Genomic DNA, 22820 nt, shown 5'->3' with positions numbered 1-22820 from the left:
GCGGTTGACGATGACCGCGGTGGGTGTGGCGTGGTGGGCGATGAGCGCGCAGGCGATGACGGTCTTGCCTGAGCCGGGCGGCGCGACGAGCACTCCGGTGGTGTGCGGGGTCATCGCGGTGACGGCATCCTGCTGGGTGGCGGCGAGGTGGCCGGTGAAGCTGGCGGTGATCGGAGCCGGCTCGGCGAGGTCGCTCGTGATCTTCAAGGTGCCGCTGGCTGCCGAGACAAGCTGGGCGGCCTCGTCCGCAAGTCCCCGGGGCAGGCGCAGCCAATCGGGGTCCGTGTCATCGAAGCAGCACACTAGCCTGGGCGTGTTCCACGTGGAATAGCGCTGGTTCTGGCGCGGTAGAACTCCGGATTGTGGAACGCAGCGGCGTGTTTCAACGCGGCAAGCAGGCCTACAGGCAGGCCCTCGGTGGCGATCGCCAGCACCGCAGACAACCGTGCGGCGACAACCACGGGAGCCTTGCCCAGCGCGCCGCGACGGGGCTTGGCGGGCAGCGAGGGCGTGGTCGCGCAAGGGCCGGCTTGGACCGGGCCAAGCTCGTCGACCAGCCCCTGGACCTCGGCCGAGGTCAGGCGCTGGATGCCTGACAGATACGCGAACTGGTCCGGATAGGGGGTCCAGGTGTCCGGGTCCACGAACACGGTCGTGCCGCCGGTGCGGGAGACGCCTTGCAGTGGCAAGGCGATGAGGTTGCCGAACCGCGCATTGCCCGACGCGTTCGTCGGCAGGAAGTCCTGGACGGGGAAGAGCCGGTCGTAGCTTGACAGCTTCATCTGTCCACGTGCGTCGATCGCGCGCCGCAACAGGGCCATACCCAGCGCTCTGGCGGTCACCGCGGGACGGGGGCGTCGAAGAACGTCCAGGCATGGGCGCCAGCGCCGGAGCGGGAGATCTCCAGCAGGGCCGGAACTCCCACGTGCTGGCAGGCAGCCAGGTAGGCCTTGGCGTCGCCCTTCCAATCGCTGCCGTCCTTGCCGTCGAAGTCGCATACCAGCAGGCGGCAGGTGTCATCGACGAGCAGGGGGTAGAGCCCGAGGTGCGTCTCGCGCTGGCCGGGTCCGGGCGGGACAGGTGGTTGTAGACGGCTCGGTCGGTCAGCGGCCAGAATACGCGCTCGGCCTCTTTCTTGTTCTTGGCGAACGGGTTGTCCTCCGCCGGGCTCCATCCGGTCTTCCCGCTCTTCGCGCTCACCCACCGCGTCGCATAGATGTCCGTCCGGCCCGCGAACAACGAGCGGAAAAGCGCGATCTTCACCTCGGTGGGCGACGTCGCATCAGCCTGCGGAAGCCCCTCCCCGACAGCAGGATGATCAGCAGGTGAGGGCTCCGGAACCGGCGGAAGGACCGTGGGGACGGACAAGCCGAGCCGGGCTCGCAACTCGGCGTTCTCCACGCGCAGCCGCGCGAGCTCAGCCTGCAGCTCGGCGCTGTCCGCCAGCGCTGCATCGAGCATGATCCGTAGTTCGGCTGGGTCGTTCCACCTCGACCAGTCATCCATCACTCCATGATCCACAAGAGTGGTGCCGCGCGTAGCCAACCGCACAGAATCCACCCAGCACCACCTCATGGCCGGGGTGACGTCACCGCCACCGGGCAGGACACGATCGGCGGCGCCGGGTCGTCAGGCCGCGTGCCCAGGTCTTGTATCGTGCGGTGATCCCTCGCACCCCTGGTGGAGGCCGGTGTTTCGACCCGCGCTCCGGCTAACGACCCTGGGTGCAATGAACTCGGAGCCCGACGCGCCGTGACGTGAGAAGGGCCGCACGGGTTGGCGAGGTGTGACGCTTGCCTGGGCCCGTGCGGCCTGTTCCCATCCTGCCCTCTCCGGTGTCTCCCGCGCACATCTCGGCGATTTGCTCGAAGAGTTGGCTCCGAAATGGGTGGCACGGCGGGAGTCCTCGCTGCGCGAGCGACGGGGCGGGCAGCGACGCCGAGCCGCCGGCGCGGGCCGTAAGCCCAAGCTCGTGTTCGTGGACCGGCTGCTGGTCACGCTGGTGCATCTGCGGCTGGGCCTGCCGCACGCGGCGCTCGCCGAGCTGTACCGGGTGGATCGCTCCACCGTCTCGAACGCGATCCGCGAGGTGAGGCCGCTGCTGGCGGCCCGCGGCTTCGCCGTCCCCGACCTCCCCGGCATCCGGCTGCGCACACTGGAGGACGTGTTCGCCTACGCGCAGGCCGAGGGCGTGTGCTTGCGGATCGACGGAACCGAGGTCCAGGTCCGCCGCCCGAAAGCGGGCCGCCCCGGCCGCAAGGCCTTCGTGTCCGGCAAGAAGAAGCAGAACACCATCAAGACCACCACCTTCAGCGACGGCCAAGGCCGCACCCTGTTCAGCGGCGCGGTCCGTCCCGGCCGCATGCACGACCAGACCGCCGTTCGCACCGAGGGCATCGCCGAACAGTTTCGGCAATACCCCCAGGTCAAGGCCAAGGTCGACGAGGGCTACCGCGGCCTGGCCAACGAGTTCCCCGACCAGGTCGACGCCCCGCCGAAGAAACCGAGGGACGACGTGCCGTCGGGCGAGCACCACGCCTGGCGCGAGCAGCGGCGCCGCCAGTCCTCCGCGCGGATCTGCGTGGAACACACCAACGCCGAGTACAAGCAGTGGCGGCCGCTCCAGCGGTACACCGGACGCCGGAAGACCTACCCCGAGACCCACCTCGCCATCGCCGCACTCGTCTCTGACCGCTCCGCCCGCCGGGCGACCCGACGCAAGCCGAGCACCGAACTGGTCCTCGCCCGTCCGGCCGCCTGCTGATCACCCACCAGCCGCACCGCCAGGTCAGCACGCCCCAACGTCAATTTCTCCCGAGGTCGTAACACGTCCTGCGGTTTACCATTCGTATTCCACTCGTATACCATGGCCTTATGGCTGACACGACGATCAAGGTTTCGACCGAAACAAGGGATCGCCTAGCGACGCTTGCAGCCGAGAGCGGCACGAGCATCGGGCATTTGGTGACCCGCCTGTCCAAACAGCAGTTCACTGCCGAAGAAGTCGCCGAGCGGGTTGCCCGGACCCGGCAGATCTTGCGTGAATCGTTCGGGATGACGCTCACCGACGAGGAACTCGACGCCGGGCCGAACGTTCTCACCCGCGTGTACGAGATCGCCGCGGAAGATGCCCGCGCCAAGCTCATGCCGCACGGGGACGCAGCGTGATCATCCTGGACACCAGTGCCGTGACTGCCTTCGCCACCGGACACCGCAAAATGCACCGTCTCATCAGTGACGCCGCAGCCTCCCCATTCGAGCACCTGCTCATCCCCGCGCTGTGCCTGATGGCCGCCGAAGTCGCGGATGAAGGAGCCGCCAGACGCATCCTGGCCCTCCCAGTTGTCGAGATCGAACCACTGGACGCTGCCCAGGCCGCCGCCGTCGGCACGATGATCCGTGACGGATACGGCAGCCCGGAAACCTGCCACGCCATCGCAGCCTGCCTACCAACACCCCTGCGCCCAACGCAGCAACTGATCCTGACCGACCACCAGGAAAACTACCCACCCGGGATCGTCACCGTTAGCATCAACGACCCACGCCTCAAAGGCTGACGTCCGCCCGCCAGGGAAGCCCACGCGTCAGTGGACGCAGTCACCCACCACTGCGACGTCGTCCTCACTGCGGCCCCGGCTTCGACACCTGGCTCGTACCACCGTCCGGGACCGGCGGATGATCCGCGTCGTCGCGTGCCCCGCCGCCGCATCATGACACGACGTTTCCGGCTGCGCTGATCACCGCTGGGCTGGTGGGCCGCCGGCAGCGAGTCGCCAGGCCGGTAGCGCAGGAGCTTCCGCGGTTCCGCGCCACCGCGCACCGCACCATCGGGCCCCCAGACCTCCGGTCGGCGGCGAGCACCACGATGCGGGCGCCCGCCCCGCTTGTCAGCACCTCGTTATCGCCATGCGATGCGTTTACCCAGGACTGCGGGCAGCCGGGGAGCCTGTACGCGCAGTGCCAGCACCTCTACGGCTGACGCGCACGAACGCGCAGTAGGCCGGTGCGCATGCGCAGCGGGCCTGCCGCGCACCGCGCGCTCAAGGGTTCGCGCTACCGGCTGTCGGCGATGTGTGCAATCAGGATCAGCGCGTAGGTCGACGCGTACCTCGTGATGACGCCCAGGGCGACGGTTCTCACGGAGTCAGTCCAGCGCGAGCCAGGCCGGTTCCGGGGGCGGGGCAGCGGACGGCTGGGCGCCTTCTTCGCGTTCGACTTCTTCGGCTTGGACATGGCTGGCCTCCACGGATCGTGACTCCAGGTCACGTCGGCCCGAAGGCACCGCGCAGGAAGCCGCCCGCACCGGAGCCCAGTCCCTCAACGCCGCAGGCGCGCTGACCGGGCACGGCTTCACCGTCGACAACACCGCGGCGATCGCGGCCGCGAACGCCTACCTCAAAGCGGCCGGCGTGTCCGGCACGGTCACCACGGTCGGCAACCGCATCGAGGTCACCGTGAACGCCCCGTTCACGCCGCTGTTCCCGCTGCTCGGCGCCGGGACCGTCACTGGCCACGGCAGCGCCCTGCTCCTCTACCAGCCCGGAGGCTGAGATGGCTGCCACCAAACTCGTGCGCGCCCTGGCCGCCCTGACCGCGATCGCCCTGCTGGAACTCGGCATCCCCGCAGCCCTGCTGGCCGTCGGCATGCTCCCGACCTGGGCACAGGCTCAGGGTGCGTTGACCGGGCCGGACAACGGCACCCTGTTCCTGGGAGCGCTCACCCTCCTCGGATGGGGAGCCTGGGCCGCCCTGACCCTCAGCTTCGCCCTCGAGGCCGCGGCGGCGCTGCGGCACCGCAGCGCACCCCGACTCCCCGTCCTCGGCGTCACCCAGCATCTGGCCGCGTCCCTGGTCGCCGCGATCGTCGTACTACTCCCCTCCACCGGCGCATTCGTGATGCTTCACCTGGATGCGCCCGGCGCGACTGCCCTGCGGCGGGTGCCCGCGAGCGCACCGTGAAGCCAGGACCTGCCGCTACGCCCCCCGGTGGCTGGTCCGCCCCGAGGGCCCGACGGTGGAACCGGGCCCGGTCCGGGGCCCGGTGCCGTAGGCTCACCGCGGCCCGGACCCACAGTTCGGCCGGGCCGTTGCCTGATCTGGGCGCCGCAGTCGCTGGATGTCGAGGTGCCCCGAAGCCTCCCAGCACGGGGCACCGCCGCTGGGGCCTGGTCGGCGAGAGAGCTGGCGGCACGGGCGTCTGATCGGGCGCCCCGGGTCGCAAGCGCCGCAGGTCAGGCCTACGGCCGGTCGGCGGGTGGGCTGGTCGGTGACAGCGGGGATCGAGTCGGGATCGGCGCCCGGCCCGGGACGCCTGGCGGCCGGAAGGGTCCCGTCGTCAAGGGCCGGGCGGGTAGCGGACGGAGCAGCGCACGCACAGGTCACCGCGGGGCAGGCGGTCGAGGTCCGTGATCGGGCGGGTCTGGGTGGTCGGCGCGAGCGGGGCACCACACAGGGACGCGCTGCCTCCGGCCCAGACGATGTGCCACAACAGCACGGTCCGCCACTCGTACTCGGCCTTCAGCTCGAACCGCACCCCTCCACGCTACGGGCAGCCGCCTCCTGCCCGCGCGCGATGACACCTTCAGCAGCCGGGCCCGCGGGTCGTGGGTGGCGCCGAGGATGTAGAGGGCGTGTTCGAGGAGCGCGGGCTCCATTGTCGGCATGGCGATCGCCAGCGGTTCGACGAGGTCCAGGGGCAGGCGGTGGTGGTTGAAGGCCTCGCTGATGGAGTTCAGGGCGGACTCGCGGACCTTGGTCTCCGGTTCGTTGAAGGCCAGGCTGATCAGGCGTCCGACGACCAGGTGGGCGGTGTCCGTGTCGAGCGCGGTGTCGCGCAGGAGGTCCCCGAGTGTGTCGGCTGCGGCATCCCGACGGTTCGGATCGCGGTCGGTCAGCGCTTCAAGCGCCGTGATCATGTCGCTCATGCTGCCACCTCGGACCGCTCGACCAGGACGCCGTTCTCGAAGCGAGCGCCGGCGCGGACCAGGGACACCAGGTGAGCTCCGGTGATCGCGCGCCATCGCGCCTGAGCGGACTCGACCAGCTTGAACACCATCGCCAGCGCCGCCGCCGGGCTGCCCGCACCGCGGGTGACCTTGGTGCGGAGTTTGACCGTGGAGAAGGTCGACTCGATGGGGTTCGTGGTCCGCAGGTGGATCCAGTGCTCGGCCGGGAAGTCGTAGAACGCGAGGAGCTCGTCCCGGTCGTCGGTGATCTTCGCGACAGCCTTCGGGAACTTGGCCCCGTAGGCCTTCGCGAACGCCTCGATCGCTTTCTCGACATGGCCGCGGTCCTCGGCGTTGTAGATCTCCTGCATCGCCTTCACAGCCCCAGGCTGTGCGGACTTGGGCAGGCAGTTGGTGACATTGCGGGATTTGTGAACCCAGCACCTCTGCGGCCTCGCCGCCGGGAACACCTCGGCCAGCGCCCGCCAAAGGCCCATCGCGCCCGTCGCCGACCACCAGCTCGGGGTCGCGCATGCCCCGTCGGCGGCAGTCGCACAGCAGGTCGGCCCACGACTCGGTCGACTCCCGCAGGCCCTCGGCCAGCGCGATCAGCTCCTTCGTGCCGTCCAGGCGGACGCCGAGCAGGACCAGGACACACGAATGGGCCTGCCCGAGTCGGACCTTCGGGTGCACGCCGTCGGCCCACACGTAGACGAAGTCGCGATCGGACAGGTCCCGGGCCTGGAAGGCGGCGTGGTCCTCGCCTTCCGCGTGCCTGCTGGCACCGATCCACAGGTCTCCAGCATCGCTCCACACAGGCGGCGATCACCTACCTGCGTGCTTGTGCGATTGCTGCGGTCAGGGCTTCACGTATGCGGGATCCGAGCCGCTGGAAGCCGAGTTCGCGCATGGCCGCGCGGAGCAGTTGAGTGTCGTCTAGCTCTGCCTGCTCTTTGAGAAGGCAGCGGATGAGCTCGGCAAGTTCGTCCGGGCTGTAGGTGGTGATGCGCCTAGGCGCTGCTTTGGGCGCGGCCTTCGGAGGAGCAGTCGGACCGCTTGAACGAGAGATGGGGTTATGGGGAGGTTGCGCCGCTGTGGGCGTGGGCCCGCGGAGTGCCCGTGACTGCGTGGGGACCGGGACTTGGACTCGAACGGTGCGAGGAGTCTTGGTGAGAGTGCCGAGCATGACTGCGACGGTGGTGGCTGCAGCGAGACTACCAATGATCAGTGCCGCGTTGAGTCGCTGGTGGCTGACGGAAAGGAGCACGAGTACCAGACAATCCAGGCTGAGGCTGAGGACGGCCGCAAGAGCTGCGGTGTAGGCCGCCATCGACCGTCCCGAGAGGTGGGCAACCCTCTCTCCATGTCTTGTCTTATCGATCGCGTGCAGCAGGGCGAAGCCGGGACAAAAGGCCAAGAACACGACGCTGCCGACCACCCGTACCGGATGCGCGTCGGGAAGCAGCAGGAGACTCATGGCGAGCCAGCCCGACAGCGCCAGCGTGACGGTCCGAGCGATCCGACCTCGCTGCGAGAAATCGATCTGCGGCTTGTACGGCATCCATGAGACCACACGCCACCGCCTCTCACCGAGCTAGTCCCGCTGTACCCTGGGAGACCTCCTCAAACAACCCTCCTCTTGACAGTCCAAAGATGCCACCACAGTCCAGAGAAGCACGCATTTCTGTCCTTCCCCTCGTAGATGGAGTCGTGGCCAGAGGGGAAGTTGAGGATCATGGCGGGGGCAGCGAGCTACAACGCGGAGTTTCGGGAGGGAGCCGTGCGAATCGTGCAGGAGACCGGGAAGTCGGCCGCGCAGGTCGCTCGGGACCTGGGGCTCCACGAAGACACGCGATGCAGAACTGGGTCGCTGCCGCCCGGCAGACGGCCCAGGCCGGAGCTCGCACGGCTGCGCTTGAGGGAAAAGGAGCAGCCCAGGGGCCTTGTCACGTTATCGGGTGCTTGATCGTTTGAGGCTGTGTCGGGGTGCTGGGTCCGGGTGGACGCTCCTGGTCAGGCCGGTGGGTAGGGCGGTGCCAGCGGTGATGACGTGGTCCCAGACGGTGAAGCGGAGGATCATCTCGAGGGGGTGCCGGGTGGCGATCATCGGGTGGCGGCCGGGCCGGAAGTGGGGCTGATGCCGCTCAACGCGGACAGGAACCGCTGCGCGGCGCCAGCACTGCGGAATCCCTCATCGCGCGTTCCTGCTGCCTCGTCGGTTGGTGGCTGTTCTCGGCTCTGTTGTTGAGGTACTGCGACTGCGGGTGCTCCACCGAGACCATTATCTCCCTGGGGGCGGCGCCGTACGGAGTGGAGCTTGTCGGCGACGACGACGCGTGGCACGCTCTGGGTCTTCTTCAGGAGCTTCCAGAAGAAGACCCTGACCGCGGCCTTGTCCGGCGGGACTGGACCAGGATGTCCAGCACGTTCCCCGTACTGGTCGACAGCCAGCCCCAAGTAGTGGCGCTCCCCGCTGATCTTCACGGAGACCTCGTCGAGGTGCCATTTGTCGCCCGGTCGCGGCCTGCGTTGGCGCAGTCGCAGCTTTCCCCGCCGACCATAGCGGTCCGCACCCCGCAACCTGCGCTGCGCAGTAGACCAGGTGGGTGGGGCCCACCGGCGCGGCGCGTGCGCGTCAGGTCGACGGTGCGCGGGTCAGCGGAAGATGCCGGTGTGCCCGAGCGAGTAGCGGCCGGGCTGCGGGTAGACGCAGAGACCGTGCGGGCCGTCGCCGACCGGGATCTTGGCGAGCAGCTTGCCGTCGGCCGTCGACATCGCGTAGACGACGCTGTTGTAGCGGCCGGTGAGCCAGAGCACCTTGCCATCCGCGGAGACACCGCCCATGTCCGGGCTGCCGCCGCCGGGGATCCACCACTTGTGGACGAGCTGCCCGGTCGCAAAGTCCAGGACCGAGACGGAGCCCTCGCCCCGGTTGGAGATGTACAGGTCCTTCGAGTCACGGCTGACGTAGAGGCCGTGCGCTTCGGCCCCGGTCGGCAGCAACTGCGGCTTCGAGAAGACCGCCGCCTGCCCCCGGCAGAGCGCGGTCAGGGCCGGATGGCCCTATCCGCGCCACACCCCAAGCTGGATCACGCACGCATGGACGCACTGGACCGACCCACCCCGCCCGGGCCTGCCCGGGACGCCGGACCGCGCGCCATGCGTCGGCTGGAGAACTCACAGGCCCACTATTGGCCGGTGTGTAGCTGGGACGAGTGGTGTACACGCGCGACGCGCTGCCCGCGATCCGGCCGGTCAACCACCTCGTGGAGAACGGCGAGATCATGATCCGCACCCACGAGGGCGCACCCCTGACCAGCGCCGCCAGCCGGGCCGGCGCGGACGGCGCGTTGTCGCCTACGAGGCCGACCAGATCGACCCCGACACCCACACAGGCTGGAGCGTGGTCGTCACCGGCTACACCCGCCTGATCACCGACCCGGCCGAGACCGAACGGTATGCCTGGCTGCTGCACATCCATGGGTTGACCAGGCCGTGGACTACGCGATCCGCATCCACCCCAACACCGTTGCGTTAAGCCTGTGACCTGCGGCGCAACCCCGCTGTGAACGTGGAACGGGACCCCTGATAGATCATCTTGTGACCAAGCGCGAAGATCATCAGGAGTCCCGTTGCAGGAGCAGTCTGCCATCATGCCCGCGGCCGGGAGTGCACCGGGGGTTCATGCTCCTGGACATCTGGGTGAGTTGACCCAATGCCGTTGCTTGAGCCAGTGAACTATCTCGGGTGAAGCGTGATGACCTTGGGTCCGACGCGCCTGGTCGGCTGCCGGTCGCGGGTTTTGATCCGGTAGGAGAGCTTGGAGGAGTACTTGGAGTCCGGCCGTTTGAGGTGTCGGTCCGCCTCGCGCAGTCTCCTGGCGCCGTTGTCGAGCTTCCGGCGCGCCTTCGCCGCCAAGGCGGCCAGGAAGGTCTTGATCTTCTTGGGTGTGTCCGCGCACTGGCGGACCACGCTGCGCCGCGCGTGCTTGAGGACTCGCACGAACGAGACCCGGTCCGGATCGATGCCGTTGTCGCCGGCCAGCGACATGATGATCCGCGTGAGGCAGTGGTGCACGACCAAGTGCGCCCACACTTCCTGCCGCACCAGATCCGGGTCCCCCGAACGCAGGACCTCGGCCGGACCACGCTGGAAGGTCTTGATCTGCCGGAATGCCGACTCCGCCTCCCACCTGGCGTGATACAGCAGGGCCAGCTCCGCGGCCGGATACGCCTCCGGGTCCAGCAGGTCGGTCAGCAGCCTGACCACCTCGCCGCCGTCCACGCGGTACTCGATGACGCGCACCAGCACCCCGCCGGGATGCGCGCCCTTCTGCCCGCCGAGGTTCATCCGCGCCAGGTACGTGCCATCCGGCAGACGCTCGACCGGACGGGCCGCGACGCACGAACGGGCCCGGATCAGCAGGTGCGCCCCGGCTCCGGTGTAGGCCTTCCACAGCGCTACCCCGGGAAAGCCGCGGTCCATGATGACCAGTATCCCGGCCGCCGAGCCGGCCGCGGTGAGCGCCAACTCGGGCTCACCGCCGTTGAAGCCGCCCACCGCGGCGTCGATCTGCGCGTGCGTGCCGCACTCGGTCAGCGTCACCACCCGCACCTGCGGGAAGCCCGCCGCCTGGCCGTTCTTGGTCGGACCGCCGAACGCGACGCGGTTCGCCCTCGTGTCCGGCGCGTCCAGCACGAACCCGTCCACCGCGGCCAGACGCATCCCACGGTAGAACGAGCCCTCCAAGTCGACTGGGGCCAGCGGGCCGGCCAACTCGCGGAACAAGGTCTCCAGCACCAGCGGACCCAGACGCCTGCGAGCCCGGGTGATGGAGGACTTGTTCGGGATGCTGGCGCTCAACTGCGGATTGCTGCCGACAAGTTGCTCGGCTACATCGTCATAGGAGTCCTGCTGAAACAACGCCAGCGCAAGCGTGTAGTAGACCATGAACCCGGCCGGCAGCGCGCCAGGCTTCTTGTCCCGCACCCCGCACCTACCCAGCACCTCGGCGACCAGCTCCGGAGTCACCCACCGGGTCACCACCCCCAGACGCACCTGATCAGACAACCCCACCCACGGATGCATGCCAGGCCCAACGACCATGCGGCCCCGATGTCACGGACTACTTGATGGCCTCAAGCAACGGGATTGTGAGTTGACCAGATCGTGGACTTCGCGCTGGTGGACGCGGTACTCGCCGAGACCGGTGCCCGGGAGAAGCGGGTGCGGTTGCTGCCCGCGCGTGTCATGGTCTACTTCGTCCTCGCCCTGGCGCTGTTCGAGCACGGCTCGTACCGGGCGGTGTGAGGCAAGCTGACCGCGCACCTGCCCGCCGCGGCTCTCGTCCGCCCGGCCGTCTCCTCTCTTGTCCGTGCCCGTCGCCGTCTGGGCGCGCGCCCGCTCAAGCTGCTGTTCCAGACCCTGGCCGGCCCCGTCGGCGCGCGGGGCCGGCCAGGCGTGCACTACCGGGGCTTGCGGACCGTCGCGGTGGACGGCACCAGCCTGCACCTGCCCGAGGACGAGCAGATCACCTGGCGCTACCCCAAACGGGTCGGGGAGAAGAAGGAGTGCGGCTATCCGCTGCTGCGCTTACTGGTGGTCGTCGAGTGCGGCGCCCGGGCCCTGCTCGCGGCCGCCTTCGGTCCCGAGGCCGACGGCGAGACCGCCTACGCAGCCCGGCTCCTGAGTTGCTTGGACGCCTCGATGCTGCTGCTGGCCGATGCCGCCTTCGACTCCCGTGACCTGCTCGAACAGGTCCTCACCACCGGTGCGCAGTTCCTGGTGCGCTCGGGCGCCCGCCGCTGCCCGGCCATCGCGCACCGTCTGCCGGACGGCTCCTACCTCTCCTACCTGCCCGGGCCCCTACCGGCCAGGACATGGCTACCCGTCACTGCCGGTCCGAGTCGTGGAGGCATGGATCACGGTCACCCTGGAGGACGGCACCGTGCGCCGTGAGCGGTGGCGGTTGATCACCAGCCTGCTCGACCACCAGCGATACCCGGCCTGTGAGTTGGTGGACCTGTATCACGAAAGGTGGCAGGCGGAGACCGTCTATTTCTCGATCAAGGCCTCGTTGCTGGACGGCCACGTCCTGCGCTCGCACAGCATCGACGGCATCGACCAGGAAGTCTGGGCCCTGCCGACCACCTACCAGGCGCTGATCCGGGCCGCAGCCGACGCCGTCGCGGACCAGCCCCGCCTGGACATGGACCGCCTCAGCTTCACCGTGCTGCTGCAGACGGCCGCCGACACCGTCACCCGCGCCTCCGGCATCGCCCCGAGCGGCCCCACCGACCTGGTCGGAGCCATCGGCCGGGCAGCCCTCGCCGCACTGTGGCCCGCCCGCAGACGCCGACGCACCAAAGCCCGCAGCAAGAAGAACGCCACCAGCAAGTACCAGCCGAACTACGGCAAGCACCCCCAACAGGCCCAGCACTACACCATCCACGCCGAGATCCAGATCATGGATGACGGAATCGCCGCCCGACCCCGCCACTGAACCCGGTTGCGCCGCAGGTCACAGGCTTAACGCAACGGTGTGACTCTGTTGGCGATCTTGTGAGGGGGGCTGACGGCGGGTCGGTTTTTGCGGTTCGCTGGTCGGAGCGGGGTGGTGTCTCGGGGAGGGGCCCGGGGATGTCGTTGCGGCCGAGGAGTTATCAGCGGATTCCGACGCGGACGGTGTTGACGGCGTGGGCGGCGTGTCCGAAGGGCACGGCGGCGATGCTGATGCGGGACCGGCTGGATGTGGTGTTCGAGGACGAGGACTTCGCGGAGCTGTATCCGCGTGATGGGCGGCCGGGTCTGTCGCCGGGGCAGTTGGCGCTGGTGAGCGTGCTGCAGTTCGCGGAGAACCTGTCCGATCGCGCTGCCGCGAATGCGGTCCGCACGAGGATCGACTGGAAATACGCCCTCGGCCTGGAACTGGACGATCCCGGCTTCGACCACACCGTGCTGTGCGAGTTCCGGGCCCGGCTTGCCGAGGGGGACGCGGCCGACCGGCTGCTGCAGGTGATGCTGAACCGGCTGGTGGAGGCCGGGCTGCTCAAGTCCGGCGGCCGCCAGCGCACCGATGCCACGCACGTGCTCGCCGCCGTGCGCAGGCTCAGCCGCCTGGAACTGGCCGGCGAGAGCCTGCGGGCCGCACCCGAGCAGCTGGCCCAAGTAGCCCCGGACTGGCTGCTGCCACTGGTGGAGCCGGAGTGGGACAAGCGCTACGGCCGCAAGGTCGAGATCGGTAAAGTCCCCGGTGGGAAGGTGGGAGTCACGGCCCTGGCCGAGACCTTCGGCCGGGACGGGCAGAGGCTGCTGACTGCGCTGTGGGCACCCGACGCCCCGCCCCGCCTGCGCGTGTTGCCGCAGGTGGAGATCCTGCGCCGGGTCTGGGTGCACCACTACTACTGGGACGCGCGCGGGAAGCTGCGCTGGCGCGACGGCCACGCGCTGCCGCCAGCGAGCCTGCGGTTCGACTCCCCGTACGACACCGACGCGCACTACTGCGTCAAGCGGGACACCGCGTGGTCCGGCTACCGCACCCATTTCACGGAAACGTGCACGCCAGACCTGCCGGAGGTGGTGGTGCACGTGGCCACCACGATCGCCCCGGTCCAGGACGGCGAGCTGACCGACCAGATCCACGACGACCTCGCCCAGGCCGGCCTGGCGCCGGGCGAGCACGTGGTCGACGCCGCATACGTGACCGCCCAGCGGATCGAACGCGCCCAGCGCATCCACCGGATCACGCTGCTCGGCCCGGTGGCCCCCGACCCCAGCCACCAGACCAAGGCCGGAAACGGGTTCGACAAGGCCTCCTTCGCCGTCGACTGGGACCACCACCAGGTCGTCTGCCCCCGCGGGCAGACCAGCCGGACCTGGAAGCCACTGCGGATCTCCGGCCACGACTACATCCAGGTCCGCTTCGGCGAAGCGGAATGCCGGGCCTGCACGGACCGGGCCCAGTGCACCAACTCCGAGGCCCGCCCACGCTCGCTCGCCCTGCTGCCCACCCGCGAACTGCACGAGATCCAGCAGGCCAACCGCCTCGACCAGCGAACCCACGACTGGCAGCAGCGCTACGCGATCCGGGCCGGCATCGAGGCGACGCTTTCCCAGAACGTCCGCACCTGCGGCCTCCGCAGAACCCGCTACCGAGGCCTGCGGAAAACCCACGTCCAACACGTCCTGACCGCTCTGGCCTGCAACGTCACCCGGATCGCCGACTGGATCACCACCCCGGCAAGAACGGTGCGGCCACCGAGCCACTTCCATGCCCTCTGCACCGACACCAGCTGACCCTCACAAGATCACCAACAGAGTCACGGTGTTGGCATCCACCCCCCAACTGATCACCGGCTTCCAGCTCACGACCGGCCCACCGAACATGCGATAGCCGGTCCAGGCAGTGCGTGGAGCAGGTGGTGCAACCGCCGCGGGACCAGCGGCCCGAACGGGCGACCCGCCAGCCCTCCCAATTCTCGCCGATCCGGACCTGCCGGTTGTCCGACGGTGGCCAGCCGGCGTGCGCTCAAGGTTCGGCCTGTTCGGGCCCCCGGGGCGGAAACCCCCGCCGGTGCCGCAGGCGGTTCAGCCTCACGCAAACCAGAGCGCGTGCGCATCGCACGCCGGAGCCACCCGGCTCACCCGGTGGTGTATCCCTGGGAGTACACGACCAGCCTTAGGGAGCGCGATGCGCGACGCGTACCACCAGGAGCTCGCCGCGCTCACCGACGGCCTGGAGGCGAGACCTCTTCGCAGCCTCCGCGATCGGCCGCGTGCCGCGCCCGGGGACGTTCTCGGCGTCACATCGCAGGCGATGGCCGCCACTCGGTCGGGTTCCATGGCGCCATCGCGCAGCAGGGCCAGTGCCGCGGACAGGTCCTCCGAATTCCGACCAGATCAAAACCTGGCAGCCGCGCCCGAGCAGTTCATGGGCGATCAGCAGCGCCAGGCCCCGCAAAACACCCTTGACCAGCGCAACCCGTCCTCCACCGCCGAACGGTGTGAGGTTCCCCCGATGACATGGACAGCCTGATACTGGGACGGATGGTCCCGGAGGAAGCAGTCCAGCGTAGTGAGTAAGCAGAGCTCCCTGCGTTGTAGATGGCATGGGCTTCAGGCAGGGTCACGTCGGGGCATTTGAGGTTCAGCTGCAGCGTCAGCGAGTCCAAAATCTTGATGTTGTTCAGATCGACTGCCGGCAACAGTTGAGCGAGACCCTTGGGATCCGCCGGGTCGAGGATCCGCCGGAAGGTGTAGACGACGTCGTCGGCGGTGACGGGCTTGCCGTTGTGGAACTCCAGCTCGGGCTTCAGCCTGATCATCCACGCGGCGGCGTCGACGGACGATTCGATCGATTCGGCCAGCGCGAACTCGACTTCGCAGTTCGCGTTGAAGACGGCGAGGATGTCGTACAGCTGGATGACCCGCGCGATGTCCGGGTAGGACACGGTGGCGTGCGCGTCAACCACGTCCGCGGTCGATCGGCCGGTCACACCCACTCGCAGACTCCCACCCCTGCGTGGCGCGCCCCGCTCGCCCCTGCGCCGGAGGGAGCATGAGAGGTGCAGCCGGCCACCCGCTGCCCGCCGCCATCGCCGCGCCGACGGCCAACCCCAGCACCCCCCCGACGCCGCACGCCGGTCTCCGCCCCAGGCATTTGCCCATCTCGTTCTTCACCGACCTGCTCCCGACCGTTCCAGGGAGCCTCAACATGATCCGCCCCTCGGGGCAGGAACACCGGAACAGACACGCGCTATGCCATCCGACGGAGACCGGGCTTGGGTCGGATGCACGATGCGCATTCGCGGTCGCCCAGGTCCGCGTGCCGCCCCCACCGTCACGTGTAGTTGTGCGTGGGGGGCTTGTCGTTGGCCCTCGTGTCGCCGTCATGACCTTGCCTCCGCGCGAGGCGCGGACCGGTAAGTTGTTGGTCGTTCCGGGACCGCCTCAAGGGCCTGACACCCGAGAACGATCAGGCGCTCCGCCTCGTCGAGGACCCACCTGAGCCGGCCGACGTCCGGTGATCTGGCCCGGCGCTGCGCCGACGGACTGGGTCACGTGGCGGACACGGGCGGCCCGCAAGCGCTGTCCAGTCCGGCCAGCTCTGATCCGCCCGGCAAAGATCGCGCGAGTGGCCCGGCAGGTCGCCGGCCCCGCAACCGTTGGATGACCTCCGCCCAGCCGAACGGGCGGCGCAAGGACTGTTCCGCCGTAGGGCACAGGTGCCCTGCTTTCGCGGTCGTAGTCCCGCCCCACGGAGCGGGCACCCCACCGCATCAGCGACCAGGTCCAGCGCACACCCCGATTGACGTGCCGTCCGCTGCGCGGCGCCCTCCAGCCGCAAGGCCTTACAGTCGGTCCCCCTCCTGCTCCAAGTGTTCGACGCATCCCCACACCTCGGGCTCGACGCGTCCACCGACACGCACCCAGCGGCTGACGGAGGTGTTCGCCACGTCCAACTCGCCCCGTCCAAGCATCGCCAGGAAATCCCGGTCCGGGGTCTCCTCCAGGACGTACCGCAGCAGCATGATCACCTGATGGTGGGCGAATACGAAGACCGGGCACCCTCGGGCCCGCCGGTCCAGGTCGCCAAGCCAGGAGCGCAGCCGCAACACGACATCCGTCCAAGCCTCCCCGCCGGGTGGCCTGTCGTAGAAGACCGCCAGAGCGTCCGCCGGCCCCTCCTGTGGATCGTGAGCGAAACGGAGCAACTGTCCCCCGGACTCCCTTTCCCGGAGCCGCTCGTCGACCCGGTACTTAGGGCAGGCGAGCGAAGGGCGCTTGAGTTCCGCAAGCGCCAGGTCCGCGGTCTGCCGGGCCCGCAGGTAGGGAGAAGTCCACAGCATGGCCGAGTCGTTCCAGCTACGCGCCAGACGCTGCCCCAGTGCGACCGCCTGTACGCGTCCGCGGGTGCTCAGTGCGAGATCGGCGTCAAGCGCGTTTGACCACGCTCCACCCGTTGCGGCTTGGGCCGGAGCGGCGTTGGCGGAGGACTCACCATGCCGGACAGCTGTCAAACTCGACCAGCCGACCGGTGCACCCCATGTACGACGCAGCCAAAGCCGCTTTGGCAAAATCAACACGCCTCCCAGTCCTGCATCTCGCTTGCCGCACAGGGTGCCCGCACACGCTGCCGCGCGGCACGGCCGGGGGAGACGGAACCCCGGGCAGACCCCAAGCCCAGACGGGCATACGCAACGGTCCAGGCGTGACGCCCCAGCCTCAGCTTGAAATTTAACCTCGCAGGTCACCCGACCTGCTGGTTTGCGGTTCTTCCCGGGACAACGAGGGCGACCGTTCTCCACGCTTCGAGATGTCGAGTCATGAAGCACGAGAGAACGGCCGCCGCATATGAGTCTGCCCCTCGTTCCGTCCGCTGGTGACGCGTTGGGCCTGTTGTCCCGCTTTCGAGTTGAGTTCTACGACTGCTTGTACGCCCGTGCGGACTCGCTCTTCGAGCTCACCGACGCAGTGCTGTGCGTGGACAGTCCGGTGAAGACCCTGGTCGAGCTCAGCCTGGCGGTCGAGCACCGGCGCGGGCATGGCGCGTTGTACGCCGCGCTGGACCGGGGCTGGCTGGAGCCGACACGGCTGCGCCGCACCCTCGCGAACCTGCCGCTGCCGAGGGCGGCCGACGGGCGGATCGTGCTGGCTGTGGACGTGTCCAACTGGCTGCGGCCCGACACCCCCACCAGCAGCGATCGGCTGTTCTGCCACTGCTACGGCCGGGGCGGCCGGGCCAGTGACCAGTTCGTGCCGGGCTGGCCCTACTCCTTCGTCGCAGCGGTGGAGCGCGGGCGGACCTCCCCTGGGTCGCCCTGCTGGACGCAGTGCGCCTGGGGCCTGCCGACGACGCCACCGCCGTCACTACCACCCAACTACGCGACGTTGTCGAGCGGTTGATTGCCGCTGGCCACTGGAAGGAGACCGAAGGGGACATCTTGATCGTCATGGACGCCGGCTACGACGGCGCACGCCTGGCCCACGTGCTGGCGGATCTGCCGGTGGAGATCGTGGTGCGGCTGCGCTCGGACCGCGTCATGCTTCGCGATCCGGGCCCGCCCCGCTCCACCGCCCGCGGCGGGCGTCCGCGCCGCCACGGCGGCGTGCTCACCTTCGCCCGCCCCGAGACCTGGCACACTCCCGATGCCACCAGCCGGACCGAGACCACCCGCTACGGCAAGGCCGAGGCGCTGGCGTGGGATCACATGCACCCCCGGCTGCAGCGTCGCGGACCATGGTTGGAGTACACCGACGCCGAACTCCCCCTGCTGCACGGCACGTTGATCCGACTGCAGGTCGAGCGCCTGCCCGGTGAACGAGAGGCCAAGCCGCTGTGGCTGTGGTCCTCGGCAGCCGCCCTGACCAGCGCGGAGATGGATGTGCGGTGGCAGGCGTTCTTGCGCAGATTCGATCTTGAACACACCTTCCGCTTCCTGAAACAGACCTTGGGCTGGACCGCACCCAAGATCCGACACCCCGACGGCGCAGACCTGTGGACCTGGCTGGTCATCGTCGCCTACACCCAGCTCCGCCTGGCCCGCCCCCTCGCAGCCGACCTACGACGCCCCTGGGAGCGGCCGGCGCCGCCGAACAGGCTCACGCCGGCCCGGGTCCGACGCGGGTTCCGCCACATCCACGCGAAGACCGTCTCTCCGGCGGGTGTGCCGCAACCGACACGCCCCGGCCCGGGGCGCCCGCCGGGCTCAAAGAACCGCAGGCCAGCACCCCGCTACGACGTCGGGAAGACCGTAAAACGCGAACTCACGCTCGAGGCTCATCTCGCGAAACAAACGGCCGCCGGTTAAAGATCAAGCTTAGAGAACTCACATCATCGCAGGCCACAAGGCATCTCTTCGTTCGGGCAACCCTCCACTGTGCAGATCACCCGGTAGATTCGAGCTCAGTGCCGGTGGTGTGCGCCCTGCACCGGCTTCGAGAGCGGTTCCACCTCTTCGGCCTGCAGGCCTTTCTGCCCTCGGGTGATGAGGAACCTGACCCGCTGGCCGTCGACCAGCTCCCGGTACTTCCCCGGCTCTACAATGATGGCGCTGTAGTGGACGAACACATCCGGAAGCGGCTTGTCGGGCTCGGAATCCTGGGCGATGAACCCGAATCCCTTCTCCGAATTGAACCACTTGACTTGGCCCTCAGCTTTGTTGTCGTAAGACATCTTTACTCCTGATCGGTCTGCGCACGCCTTGGCCTGTTCGCTTGCACTCACTCCCATGGGGCCCGCGAACCAGCCAGCGGCTGCGGTTGAGGAGAGCCCCCAACCGGATGCCTCCATGGGACGCCTTCCTTCCCGCCTTTCGGAGGAACATCCCGCCGTCCGCGAGCGACGGTGTCTTTGCCCCGATAGGTGTCCTTTCGGACTCGAGGACGCGCAGCGACGCCGGAGGGCGGCCACCTCTCACGTGGGCAGGCGCAGGATCGCGCGGTTCGTCGGGGCGCCCCACCACACCCGCTCAGAGCAAACGTCAGGAGTAGGCATGACCTTCCCCTTCATCCGTGGGAGGGTCGGCTGGCGACGCTGACTCCTCTACCTCCTCGTTCGCAACGACAATGTCGTTGTCCTCCACATCAGTTTCGTCCGCATCCGAAACTTCTGGTGTCACGGAAGGGGAAGGCCCCATTCTGTGAACGCGGGACGTGAGGGGCCTCTTGTTCATGACGCGGAGTTCTTCGTCGTCCTCATTGTCAGAATATTGAGGGCCGGCGTTCGGCAGCCTGTTGCCGCGGAGACTCACTTTGGCCCCGGGCAGCATCTGACATTCCCTGTCGGTGAGGATCGTGGACATCGCCATCCCCTTGGATCGCATCTTCGCCGCCCAGGCCTCTTTGAATGCGTCCAGGTCGATACTTTCGGCTGCCTCCAATGCGCGCATGTATATAGCAGGGGAGGCACCGTACAGTTCGATGCACCGTTCGTAGAGCGGCAGGAACTGCTTCCTCGCTTCATGCTCCGTGAGCTCGTTCGCGCGGTGGTAGAATATTCTGGCGAGCTGGATTTCGGCGGCCATGCCGGTGTGTAGGAATCCTTTCTTGGCTGCCTCGCGGGCCACTGCGTTGCGCGTGCTGAGTTCGGCGTAGGGCACTGGCCCCCCCGCATGGTCCACGGTGTCGGCAACCATACCCGCCAGTGGCTGCTCGTCCCGGTATGTGGTCTCGCCCTCCGAGCGGTCGGTTGCGATGAATTTGACCTGGCTCGAGCGGCGCATGAACTTTTGCCTGACCAGCTCCTGGACCGCGTTCTGCAGGTTCTCCACGAGGGGCCTGTAGTGGCCGCTGTCATTGTCGCAGTCCGTCAGAACGTGGTCCGTGGAGTACACCTGTTCCCATTCCGGTCCGAATTTCTGGGGCGGATCGCTTTCGACCGTGTAGGGGGCTTCTGGCTCGTTCTTGTTCAAATAGAGAGCCTTTCCGTCTCTGGTCGCGGGAACTGTGACAGTGTCGACCCGACATATTCCTGCCCCCAGAACCGGGCCTCCGCCGGTATGACTGCTGTGCCGTAGGACGACGCTGGTCACGTGCGGCACCTCTGCGCCGACTTGATTGTCCTTGAGGAATTTGAGGAGGCTGCCAATATTGCCGAATTTGTCCATCCCGGCGCCTGTGATGCCGGTGAGCGTTTCGGGAATGGTATGCGATACGACCTCTCCTCCCCTGGTTACGATCTCAAACTTCAGTTGGAGGTCACAGTCGAACAGGTAGAGTTGGTTGTCGAGGGTCATCACCCAACCATACTTTCCCACTGGCACCTTCTCGGCGCCTTGCCTGAAAACCCGCTTCGGCGGCCTTTCCTTTGCTTGTACACGTGTTACTCGGCGGGCTTCCGCTGTGTCGGCCGGGAAGTAAAGGACAAGCTGGTTCGCCCGAACATCCGACTCCGCGTAAGAGTCGCCCATGGTCACGCTTCTCTTGACCTTTTCCCTCTCTTGCTTCTTGCTCCTTATAGCCGTGATGCCTTGAGCAAAGAGAATCCCGACATCGCTGAAGTTCTCATCCCCGGAGTACTCCAGTTCGCTCCCGCCTTGACCGTCCGCGACCCGCCTGACCCAGAGCGTCGGTTTCCGGCTGGCCACCTTCCGGGCTCTGCGCAGGACAGTTCCCTTCGCGGGAGCCGGCTGCGGTTCTTCCGGACTACTTTCTGCGGCGTTGACGATGGCCTGTGCGCGGGCCCGGTCCTCCGGGCTGAACGTGGAGTCCAGTGAATATTCCCACTCCACCGTCCCGTACTTGCCGGTGGATTCCCGGTAGAACACCGTTGTGCCGCCGACGTTGTACTCGCCGACTACAGGACCGATGGGGGGAACGGACAGCTCATAGGAGTCTTGGGCGGTCCACAGGAGCGGCACGTCTTCCTCGTAGGCGGTGTATCGCCTGTGCTGTCGGTCGAAACTCTCCAGGTACGGTCTTCCGTGAATACGATCCCCAAACGCTGCGGCGCCGAGGGCCAACTCTTCCAGCAGAGATCCCTCGCTTACGCGTTCTTCCAGTCCCTCGGCGTTTTCTCCCGGATCGGCGCCGGTTATTTCCCGGATGAAGGCCCGCAACCCGCTGCCGTTCAGATCTCCCCACAGCACCGACGGATCCGGAATCCCGTAAGCGGCGCAGAAGTCCTTGTAGAAGACGCTCCATGAAGACGGAGCGACCATGCCGTTGATGAGTGACCTGATCTTCTCGTACTTCGTGTCCAGGACGGCCATGCGTCTTCTCCTCAGCGTAAGGTTCCGCGTCCAGGAGGCTACGGACAGCCGTAGGCCCTGCGTCTCTATGGCGCACCCGGCCGCGATGGGCACGGTAGGGCGGCGCGCATTGCTGCCACCGGGCCTTCGGGCAGCAGATGAGGCAGATCCGATGGCCCCGGTTTTCCTCGACGCGTCAACGGCCCTTGCTAGCTGATCGGCCAGTCGCCGGGCCACAGTGAGCCTTTTCAGCGTTGCCTCTCGAGAGTGAGGACGGCCTTGGCCGCTGACTGGAGCCAGCCTGGGCTGCAGCGTGCATGGCGGAAGATTCGCCGGCGTTTGACGGTGCCGACGCCGCGTTCGACCGGGCAGCGCAGCCGGGCGTGGGCCTTGTTCAGCGACTTCTGCTTCGCGGTGAGCTCCTGCTTGGGTCGGCGGCGGACCACCGGGACGGCGACACCCGGGCCCGCTCCGGTGTACGCCAGGTCGGCGAGCACGGGGACCCGCAGACGCGCGCAGGTGGCTGGGATACGGTGCTGGCGGGCCGCGGTGAGATCATGGGTGCGACCGGGCAGCGGCCTGGAGATCCACAGCAGATTGCCTGCGGCACCGGTAATGACCTGCAGGTTCACGCCGTGGCGGCGGTGTTTGCCGCTGTAGTCGGCGCGGCCGTCGCCGACCCGGTCGCACGGTGCGAGGGTGCCGTCGACGAGCACGTACTCGCTGCTCTCCTCGCGCAGGGCTTGGGTCAGGCCGGGCGCTCTGCGGGCAAGGAGGTCGGTGACCGCATGCACGTAGGCGTGGGCGGTGCCGACACTGATCCCGAAGCCGGCCGCGAGCTGGGCCAGGGTGTCGTGTTTGCGCAGGTACACCAGCGCGATCAGGGCTCGCTGGGACGGGCGGAGCTTGCACCGGCGGTCACCCTCACGGGTGACAATCAGCATGGTGACCCACTCGACGATCGCATGGGGCAGGTCGAGTGCGGCAGGATATGTGACCAACGAGGCCTTCTGGGTGATGAGTTGAGACTTCAAGCACCTCTCTCAACACCCCGAGGGCCCCGGGCGTTCTCTGATGGTCAGCGGTCACGTGGGACATCACCCGATCGGTGCCCACTCTGAAAAGGCGCAGTGCTCCCGCAGGGACCGTGCTTCCAGCCCCGGGTTCAATGCCCGTACGGGTAAAG

The 22820-nt window shown here is 68.0% G+C and carries 21 protein-coding genes and 6 pseudogenes; 12 read left to right on the top strand and 15 right to left on the bottom strand.

The features are described 5' to 3' along the window. The 3 genes and pseudogenes from BS83_RS41300 to BS83_RS48740 all read right to left on the bottom strand — a co-directional run. Positions 1 to 207, bottom strand: a 207-nt coding sequence (locus BS83_RS41300) for a DEAD/DEAH box helicase family protein (protein ID WP_157596839.1), incomplete at its 3' end; no start/stop codon positions are given. A gap of 95 nt (positions 208 to 302) precedes the next feature. After that, positions 303 to 1174, bottom strand: a pseudogene (locus BS83_RS48745) (TOTE conflict system archaeo-eukaryotic primase domain-containing protein). Further along, a pseudogene (locus tag BS83_RS48740) lies at positions 1132 to 1461 on the bottom strand (TOTE conflict system archaeo-eukaryotic primase domain-containing protein); the annotation flags it as partial. The pseudogenes BS83_RS48745 and BS83_RS48740, both read right to left, overlap by 43 nt. Before the next feature lie 325 nt (positions 1462 to 1786). On the opposite strand from BS83_RS48740, the gene BS83_RS02820 reads away from it, so the two are divergent. From BS83_RS02820 to BS83_RS46215, 3 genes are all read left to right on the top strand, one after another. Further along, positions 1787 to 2764 carry a transposase family protein gene (locus BS83_RS02820; RefSeq protein WP_198035120.1) on the top strand — a complete coding sequence of 326 codons (978 nt, stop codon included), beginning with the start codon at positions 1787 to 1789 and terminating at the stop codon, positions 2762 to 2764. Between the two features lie 110 nt (positions 2765 to 2874). Continuing rightward, the gene (locus tag BS83_RS02815) at positions 2875 to 3168 is read left to right on the top strand and encodes a hypothetical protein (protein WP_051942512.1); all 294 of its coding nucleotides are present in this window, start codon (positions 2875 to 2877) and stop codon (positions 3166 to 3168) included. Beyond that, positions 3165 to 3557 (top strand): PIN domain-containing protein, encoded by a 393-nt coding sequence (locus BS83_RS46215; RefSeq protein ID WP_037600104.1) that lies wholly within the window; start codon positions 3165 to 3167, stop codon positions 3555 to 3557. The genes BS83_RS02815 and BS83_RS46215 overlap by 4 nt, the downstream gene beginning before the upstream one ends. Positions 3558 to 4053: 496 nt before the next feature. Here BS83_RS46215 and BS83_RS02800 read toward each other — a convergent pair whose 3' ends face one another. Then, positions 4054 to 4233 carry a hypothetical protein gene (locus BS83_RS02800; RefSeq protein WP_037600102.1) on the bottom strand — a complete coding sequence of 60 codons (180 nt, stop codon included), beginning with the start codon at positions 4231 to 4233 and terminating at the stop codon, positions 4054 to 4056. A gap of 176 nt (positions 4234 to 4409) precedes the next feature. On the opposite strand from BS83_RS02800, the gene BS83_RS45015 reads away from it, so the two are divergent. Together BS83_RS45015 and BS83_RS02795 are read left to right on the top strand one after the other, a co-directional pair. Further along, positions 4410 to 4550 (top strand): hypothetical protein, encoded by a 141-nt coding sequence (locus BS83_RS45015; RefSeq protein WP_157596835.1) that lies wholly within the window; start codon positions 4410 to 4412, stop codon positions 4548 to 4550. Position 4551: 1 nt separating this feature from the next. Continuing rightward, positions 4552 to 4959: a hypothetical protein gene (locus BS83_RS02795; protein ID WP_037600101.1), complete on the top strand. Its 408-nt coding sequence runs from the start codon at positions 4552 to 4554 to the stop codon at positions 4957 to 4959. A gap of 419 nt (positions 4960 to 5378) precedes the next feature. Here BS83_RS02795 and BS83_RS46210 read toward each other — a convergent pair whose 3' ends face one another. The 3 genes and pseudogenes from BS83_RS46210 to BS83_RS45010 form a co-directional block, all read right to left on the bottom strand. Next, positions 5379 to 5924, bottom strand: coding sequence for a hypothetical protein (locus BS83_RS46210; RefSeq protein ID WP_198035119.1), 546 nt, complete (start codon positions 5922 to 5924; stop codon positions 5379 to 5381). Beyond that, positions 5921 to 6707, bottom strand: a pseudogene (locus tag BS83_RS02785) (IS256 family transposase); the annotation flags it as partial. The gene BS83_RS46210 and the pseudogene BS83_RS02785, both read right to left, overlap by 4 nt. A 67-nt stretch (positions 6708 to 6774) precedes the next feature. Further along, positions 6775 to 7506 (bottom strand): hypothetical protein, encoded by a 732-nt coding sequence (locus tag BS83_RS45010; RefSeq protein ID WP_157596834.1) that lies wholly within the window; start codon positions 7504 to 7506, stop codon positions 6775 to 6777. Between the two features lie 141 nt (positions 7507 to 7647). Between BS83_RS45010 and BS83_RS48510 the strand changes: the two genes are divergently transcribed. Then, positions 7648 to 7911: a transposase gene (locus tag BS83_RS48510; protein ID WP_332262302.1), complete on the top strand. Its 264-nt coding sequence runs from the start codon at positions 7648 to 7650 to the stop codon at positions 7909 to 7911. Between the two features lie 137 nt (positions 7912 to 8048). Here the strand turns inward: BS83_RS48510 and BS83_RS43400 are convergent, their stop codons facing one another. Beyond that, positions 8049 to 8429, bottom strand: a complete 381-nt coding sequence (locus BS83_RS43400; RefSeq protein ID WP_198035118.1) for a hypothetical protein — start codon at positions 8427 to 8429, stop codon at positions 8049 to 8051. 171 nt (positions 8430 to 8600) lie between these two features. Continuing rightward, positions 8601 to 8963 (bottom strand): annotated as a pseudogene (locus BS83_RS02775) (YncE family protein); the annotation flags it as partial. Positions 8964 to 9151: 188 nt separating this feature from the next. Between BS83_RS02775 and BS83_RS46205 the strand changes: the two are divergent. Then, a pseudogene (locus BS83_RS46205) lies at positions 9152 to 9491 on the top strand (pyridoxamine 5'-phosphate oxidase family protein). Positions 9492 to 9683: 192 nt separating this feature from the next. Here BS83_RS46205 and BS83_RS02770 read toward each other — a convergent pair. Beyond that, a complete protein-coding gene (locus BS83_RS02770; protein WP_269664828.1) occupies positions 9684 to 11033 on the bottom strand; it encodes an IS4 family transposase in 1350 nt (449 codons plus the stop codon). Between the two features lie 81 nt (positions 11034 to 11114). Between BS83_RS02770 and BS83_RS43390 the strand changes: the two genes are divergently transcribed. The 4 genes from BS83_RS43390 to BS83_RS02760 all read left to right on the top strand — a co-directional run bounded on the left by BS83_RS43390 (position 11115) and on the right by BS83_RS02760 (position 14240). Then, positions 11115 to 11255 carry a transposase domain-containing protein gene (locus tag BS83_RS43390; RefSeq protein WP_198035116.1) on the top strand — a complete coding sequence of 47 codons (141 nt, stop codon included), beginning with the start codon at positions 11115 to 11117 and terminating at the stop codon, positions 11253 to 11255. Between the two features lie 165 nt (positions 11256 to 11420). Further along, on the top strand, positions 11421 to 11903 hold the full coding sequence (locus BS83_RS48200) for a transposase (protein ID WP_198035115.1): 483 nt from the start codon (positions 11421 to 11423) through the stop codon (positions 11901 to 11903). After that, the gene (locus BS83_RS48195) at positions 11854 to 12447 is read left to right on the top strand and encodes a transposase (protein ID WP_051942509.1); all 594 of its coding nucleotides are present in this window, start codon (positions 11854 to 11856) and stop codon (positions 12445 to 12447) included. Before BS83_RS48200 ends, BS83_RS48195 begins: the two co-directional genes overlap by 50 nt. A 137-nt stretch (positions 12448 to 12584) precedes the next feature. Continuing rightward, a complete protein-coding gene (locus tag BS83_RS02760) occupies positions 12585 to 14240 on the top strand; it encodes an IS1182 family transposase (RefSeq protein ID WP_037600083.1) in 1656 nt (551 codons plus the stop codon). A 632-nt stretch (positions 14241 to 14872) separates the two neighbouring features. On the opposite strand, the gene BS83_RS02755 is transcribed toward BS83_RS02760, so the two are convergent. Continuing rightward, the gene (locus tag BS83_RS02755; RefSeq protein ID WP_037600081.1) at positions 14873 to 15445 is read right to left on the bottom strand and encodes an ABC transporter substrate-binding protein; all 573 of its coding nucleotides are present in this window, start codon (positions 15443 to 15445) and stop codon (positions 14873 to 14875) included. 849 nt (positions 15446 to 16294) lie between these two features. Next, positions 16295 to 17029: a histidine phosphatase family protein gene (locus tag BS83_RS02750; RefSeq protein WP_198035114.1), complete on the bottom strand. Its 735-nt coding sequence runs from the start codon at positions 17027 to 17029 to the stop codon at positions 16295 to 16297. 268 nt (positions 17030 to 17297) lie between these two features. On the opposite strand from BS83_RS02750, the pseudogene BS83_RS02745 reads away from it, so the two are divergent. Beyond that, a pseudogene (locus tag BS83_RS02745) lies at positions 17298 to 18754 on the top strand (NF041680 family putative transposase). Positions 18755 to 18849: 95 nt separating this feature from the next. Here BS83_RS02745 and BS83_RS02740 read toward each other — a convergent pair. The 3 genes from BS83_RS02740 to BS83_RS02730 form a co-directional block, all read right to left on the bottom strand. Then, positions 18850 to 19119, bottom strand: coding sequence for a cold-shock protein (locus BS83_RS02740; RefSeq protein WP_051942507.1), 270 nt, complete (start codon positions 19117 to 19119; stop codon positions 18850 to 18852). 307 nt (positions 19120 to 19426) lie between these two features. Beyond that, positions 19427 to 21655 (bottom strand): hypothetical protein, encoded by a 2229-nt coding sequence (locus tag BS83_RS02735; protein WP_037600079.1) that lies wholly within the window; start codon positions 21653 to 21655, stop codon positions 19427 to 19429. A 227-nt stretch (positions 21656 to 21882) separates the two neighbouring features. After that, a complete protein-coding gene (locus BS83_RS02730) occupies positions 21883 to 22635 on the bottom strand; it encodes an IS5/IS1182 family transposase (protein ID WP_037600605.1) in 753 nt (250 codons plus the stop codon). Positions 22636 to 22820 lie beyond the last annotated feature (185 nt).

It is taken from the genome of Streptacidiphilus rugosus AM-16, assembly GCF_000744655.1.
Lineage (GTDB): Bacteria > Actinomycetota > Actinomycetes > Streptomycetales > Streptomycetaceae > Streptacidiphilus > Streptacidiphilus rugosus.
Note: the sequence above shows the minus strand (reverse complement) of the source record. Positions and strands in the feature narration are given on the sequence as shown.

Coding starts and splice junctions, on each gene's coding strand:
- BS83_RS02815 (WP_051942512.1), top strand. CDS start 2,875: ATGGCTGACACGACGATCAAGGTTTCGACCGAAACAAGGGATCGCCTA.
- BS83_RS02800 (WP_037600102.1), bottom strand. CDS start 4,233: ATGTCCAAGCCGAAGAAGTCGAACGCGAAGAAGGCGCCCAGCCGTCCG.
- BS83_RS02795 (WP_037600101.1), top strand. CDS start 4,552: ATGGCTGCCACCAAACTCGTGCGCGCCCTGGCCGCCCTGACCGCGATC.
- BS83_RS46210 (WP_198035119.1), bottom strand. CDS start 5,924: ATGAGCGACATGATCACGGCGCTTGAAGCGCTGACCGACCGCGATCCG.
- BS83_RS45010 (WP_157596834.1), bottom strand. CDS start 7,506: ATGCCGTACAAGCCGCAGATCGATTTCTCGCAGCGAGGTCGGATCGCT.
- BS83_RS48510 (WP_332262302.1), top strand. CDS start 7,648: ATGGAGTCGTGGCCAGAGGGGAAGTTGAGGATCATGGCGGGGGCAGCG.
- BS83_RS02770 (WP_269664828.1), bottom strand. CDS start 11,033: ATGCATCCGTGGGTGGGGTTGTCTGATCAGGTGCGTCTGGGGGTGGTG.
- BS83_RS02760 (WP_037600083.1), top strand. CDS start 12,585: ATGTCGTTGCGGCCGAGGAGTTATCAGCGGATTCCGACGCGGACGGTG.
- BS83_RS02740 (WP_051942507.1), bottom strand. CDS start 19,119: ATGTCTTACGACAACAAAGCTGAGGGCCAAGTCAAGTGGTTCAATTCG.
- BS83_RS02735 (WP_037600079.1), bottom strand. CDS start 21,655: ATGGCCGTCCTGGACACGAAGTACGAGAAGATCAGGTCACTCATCAAC.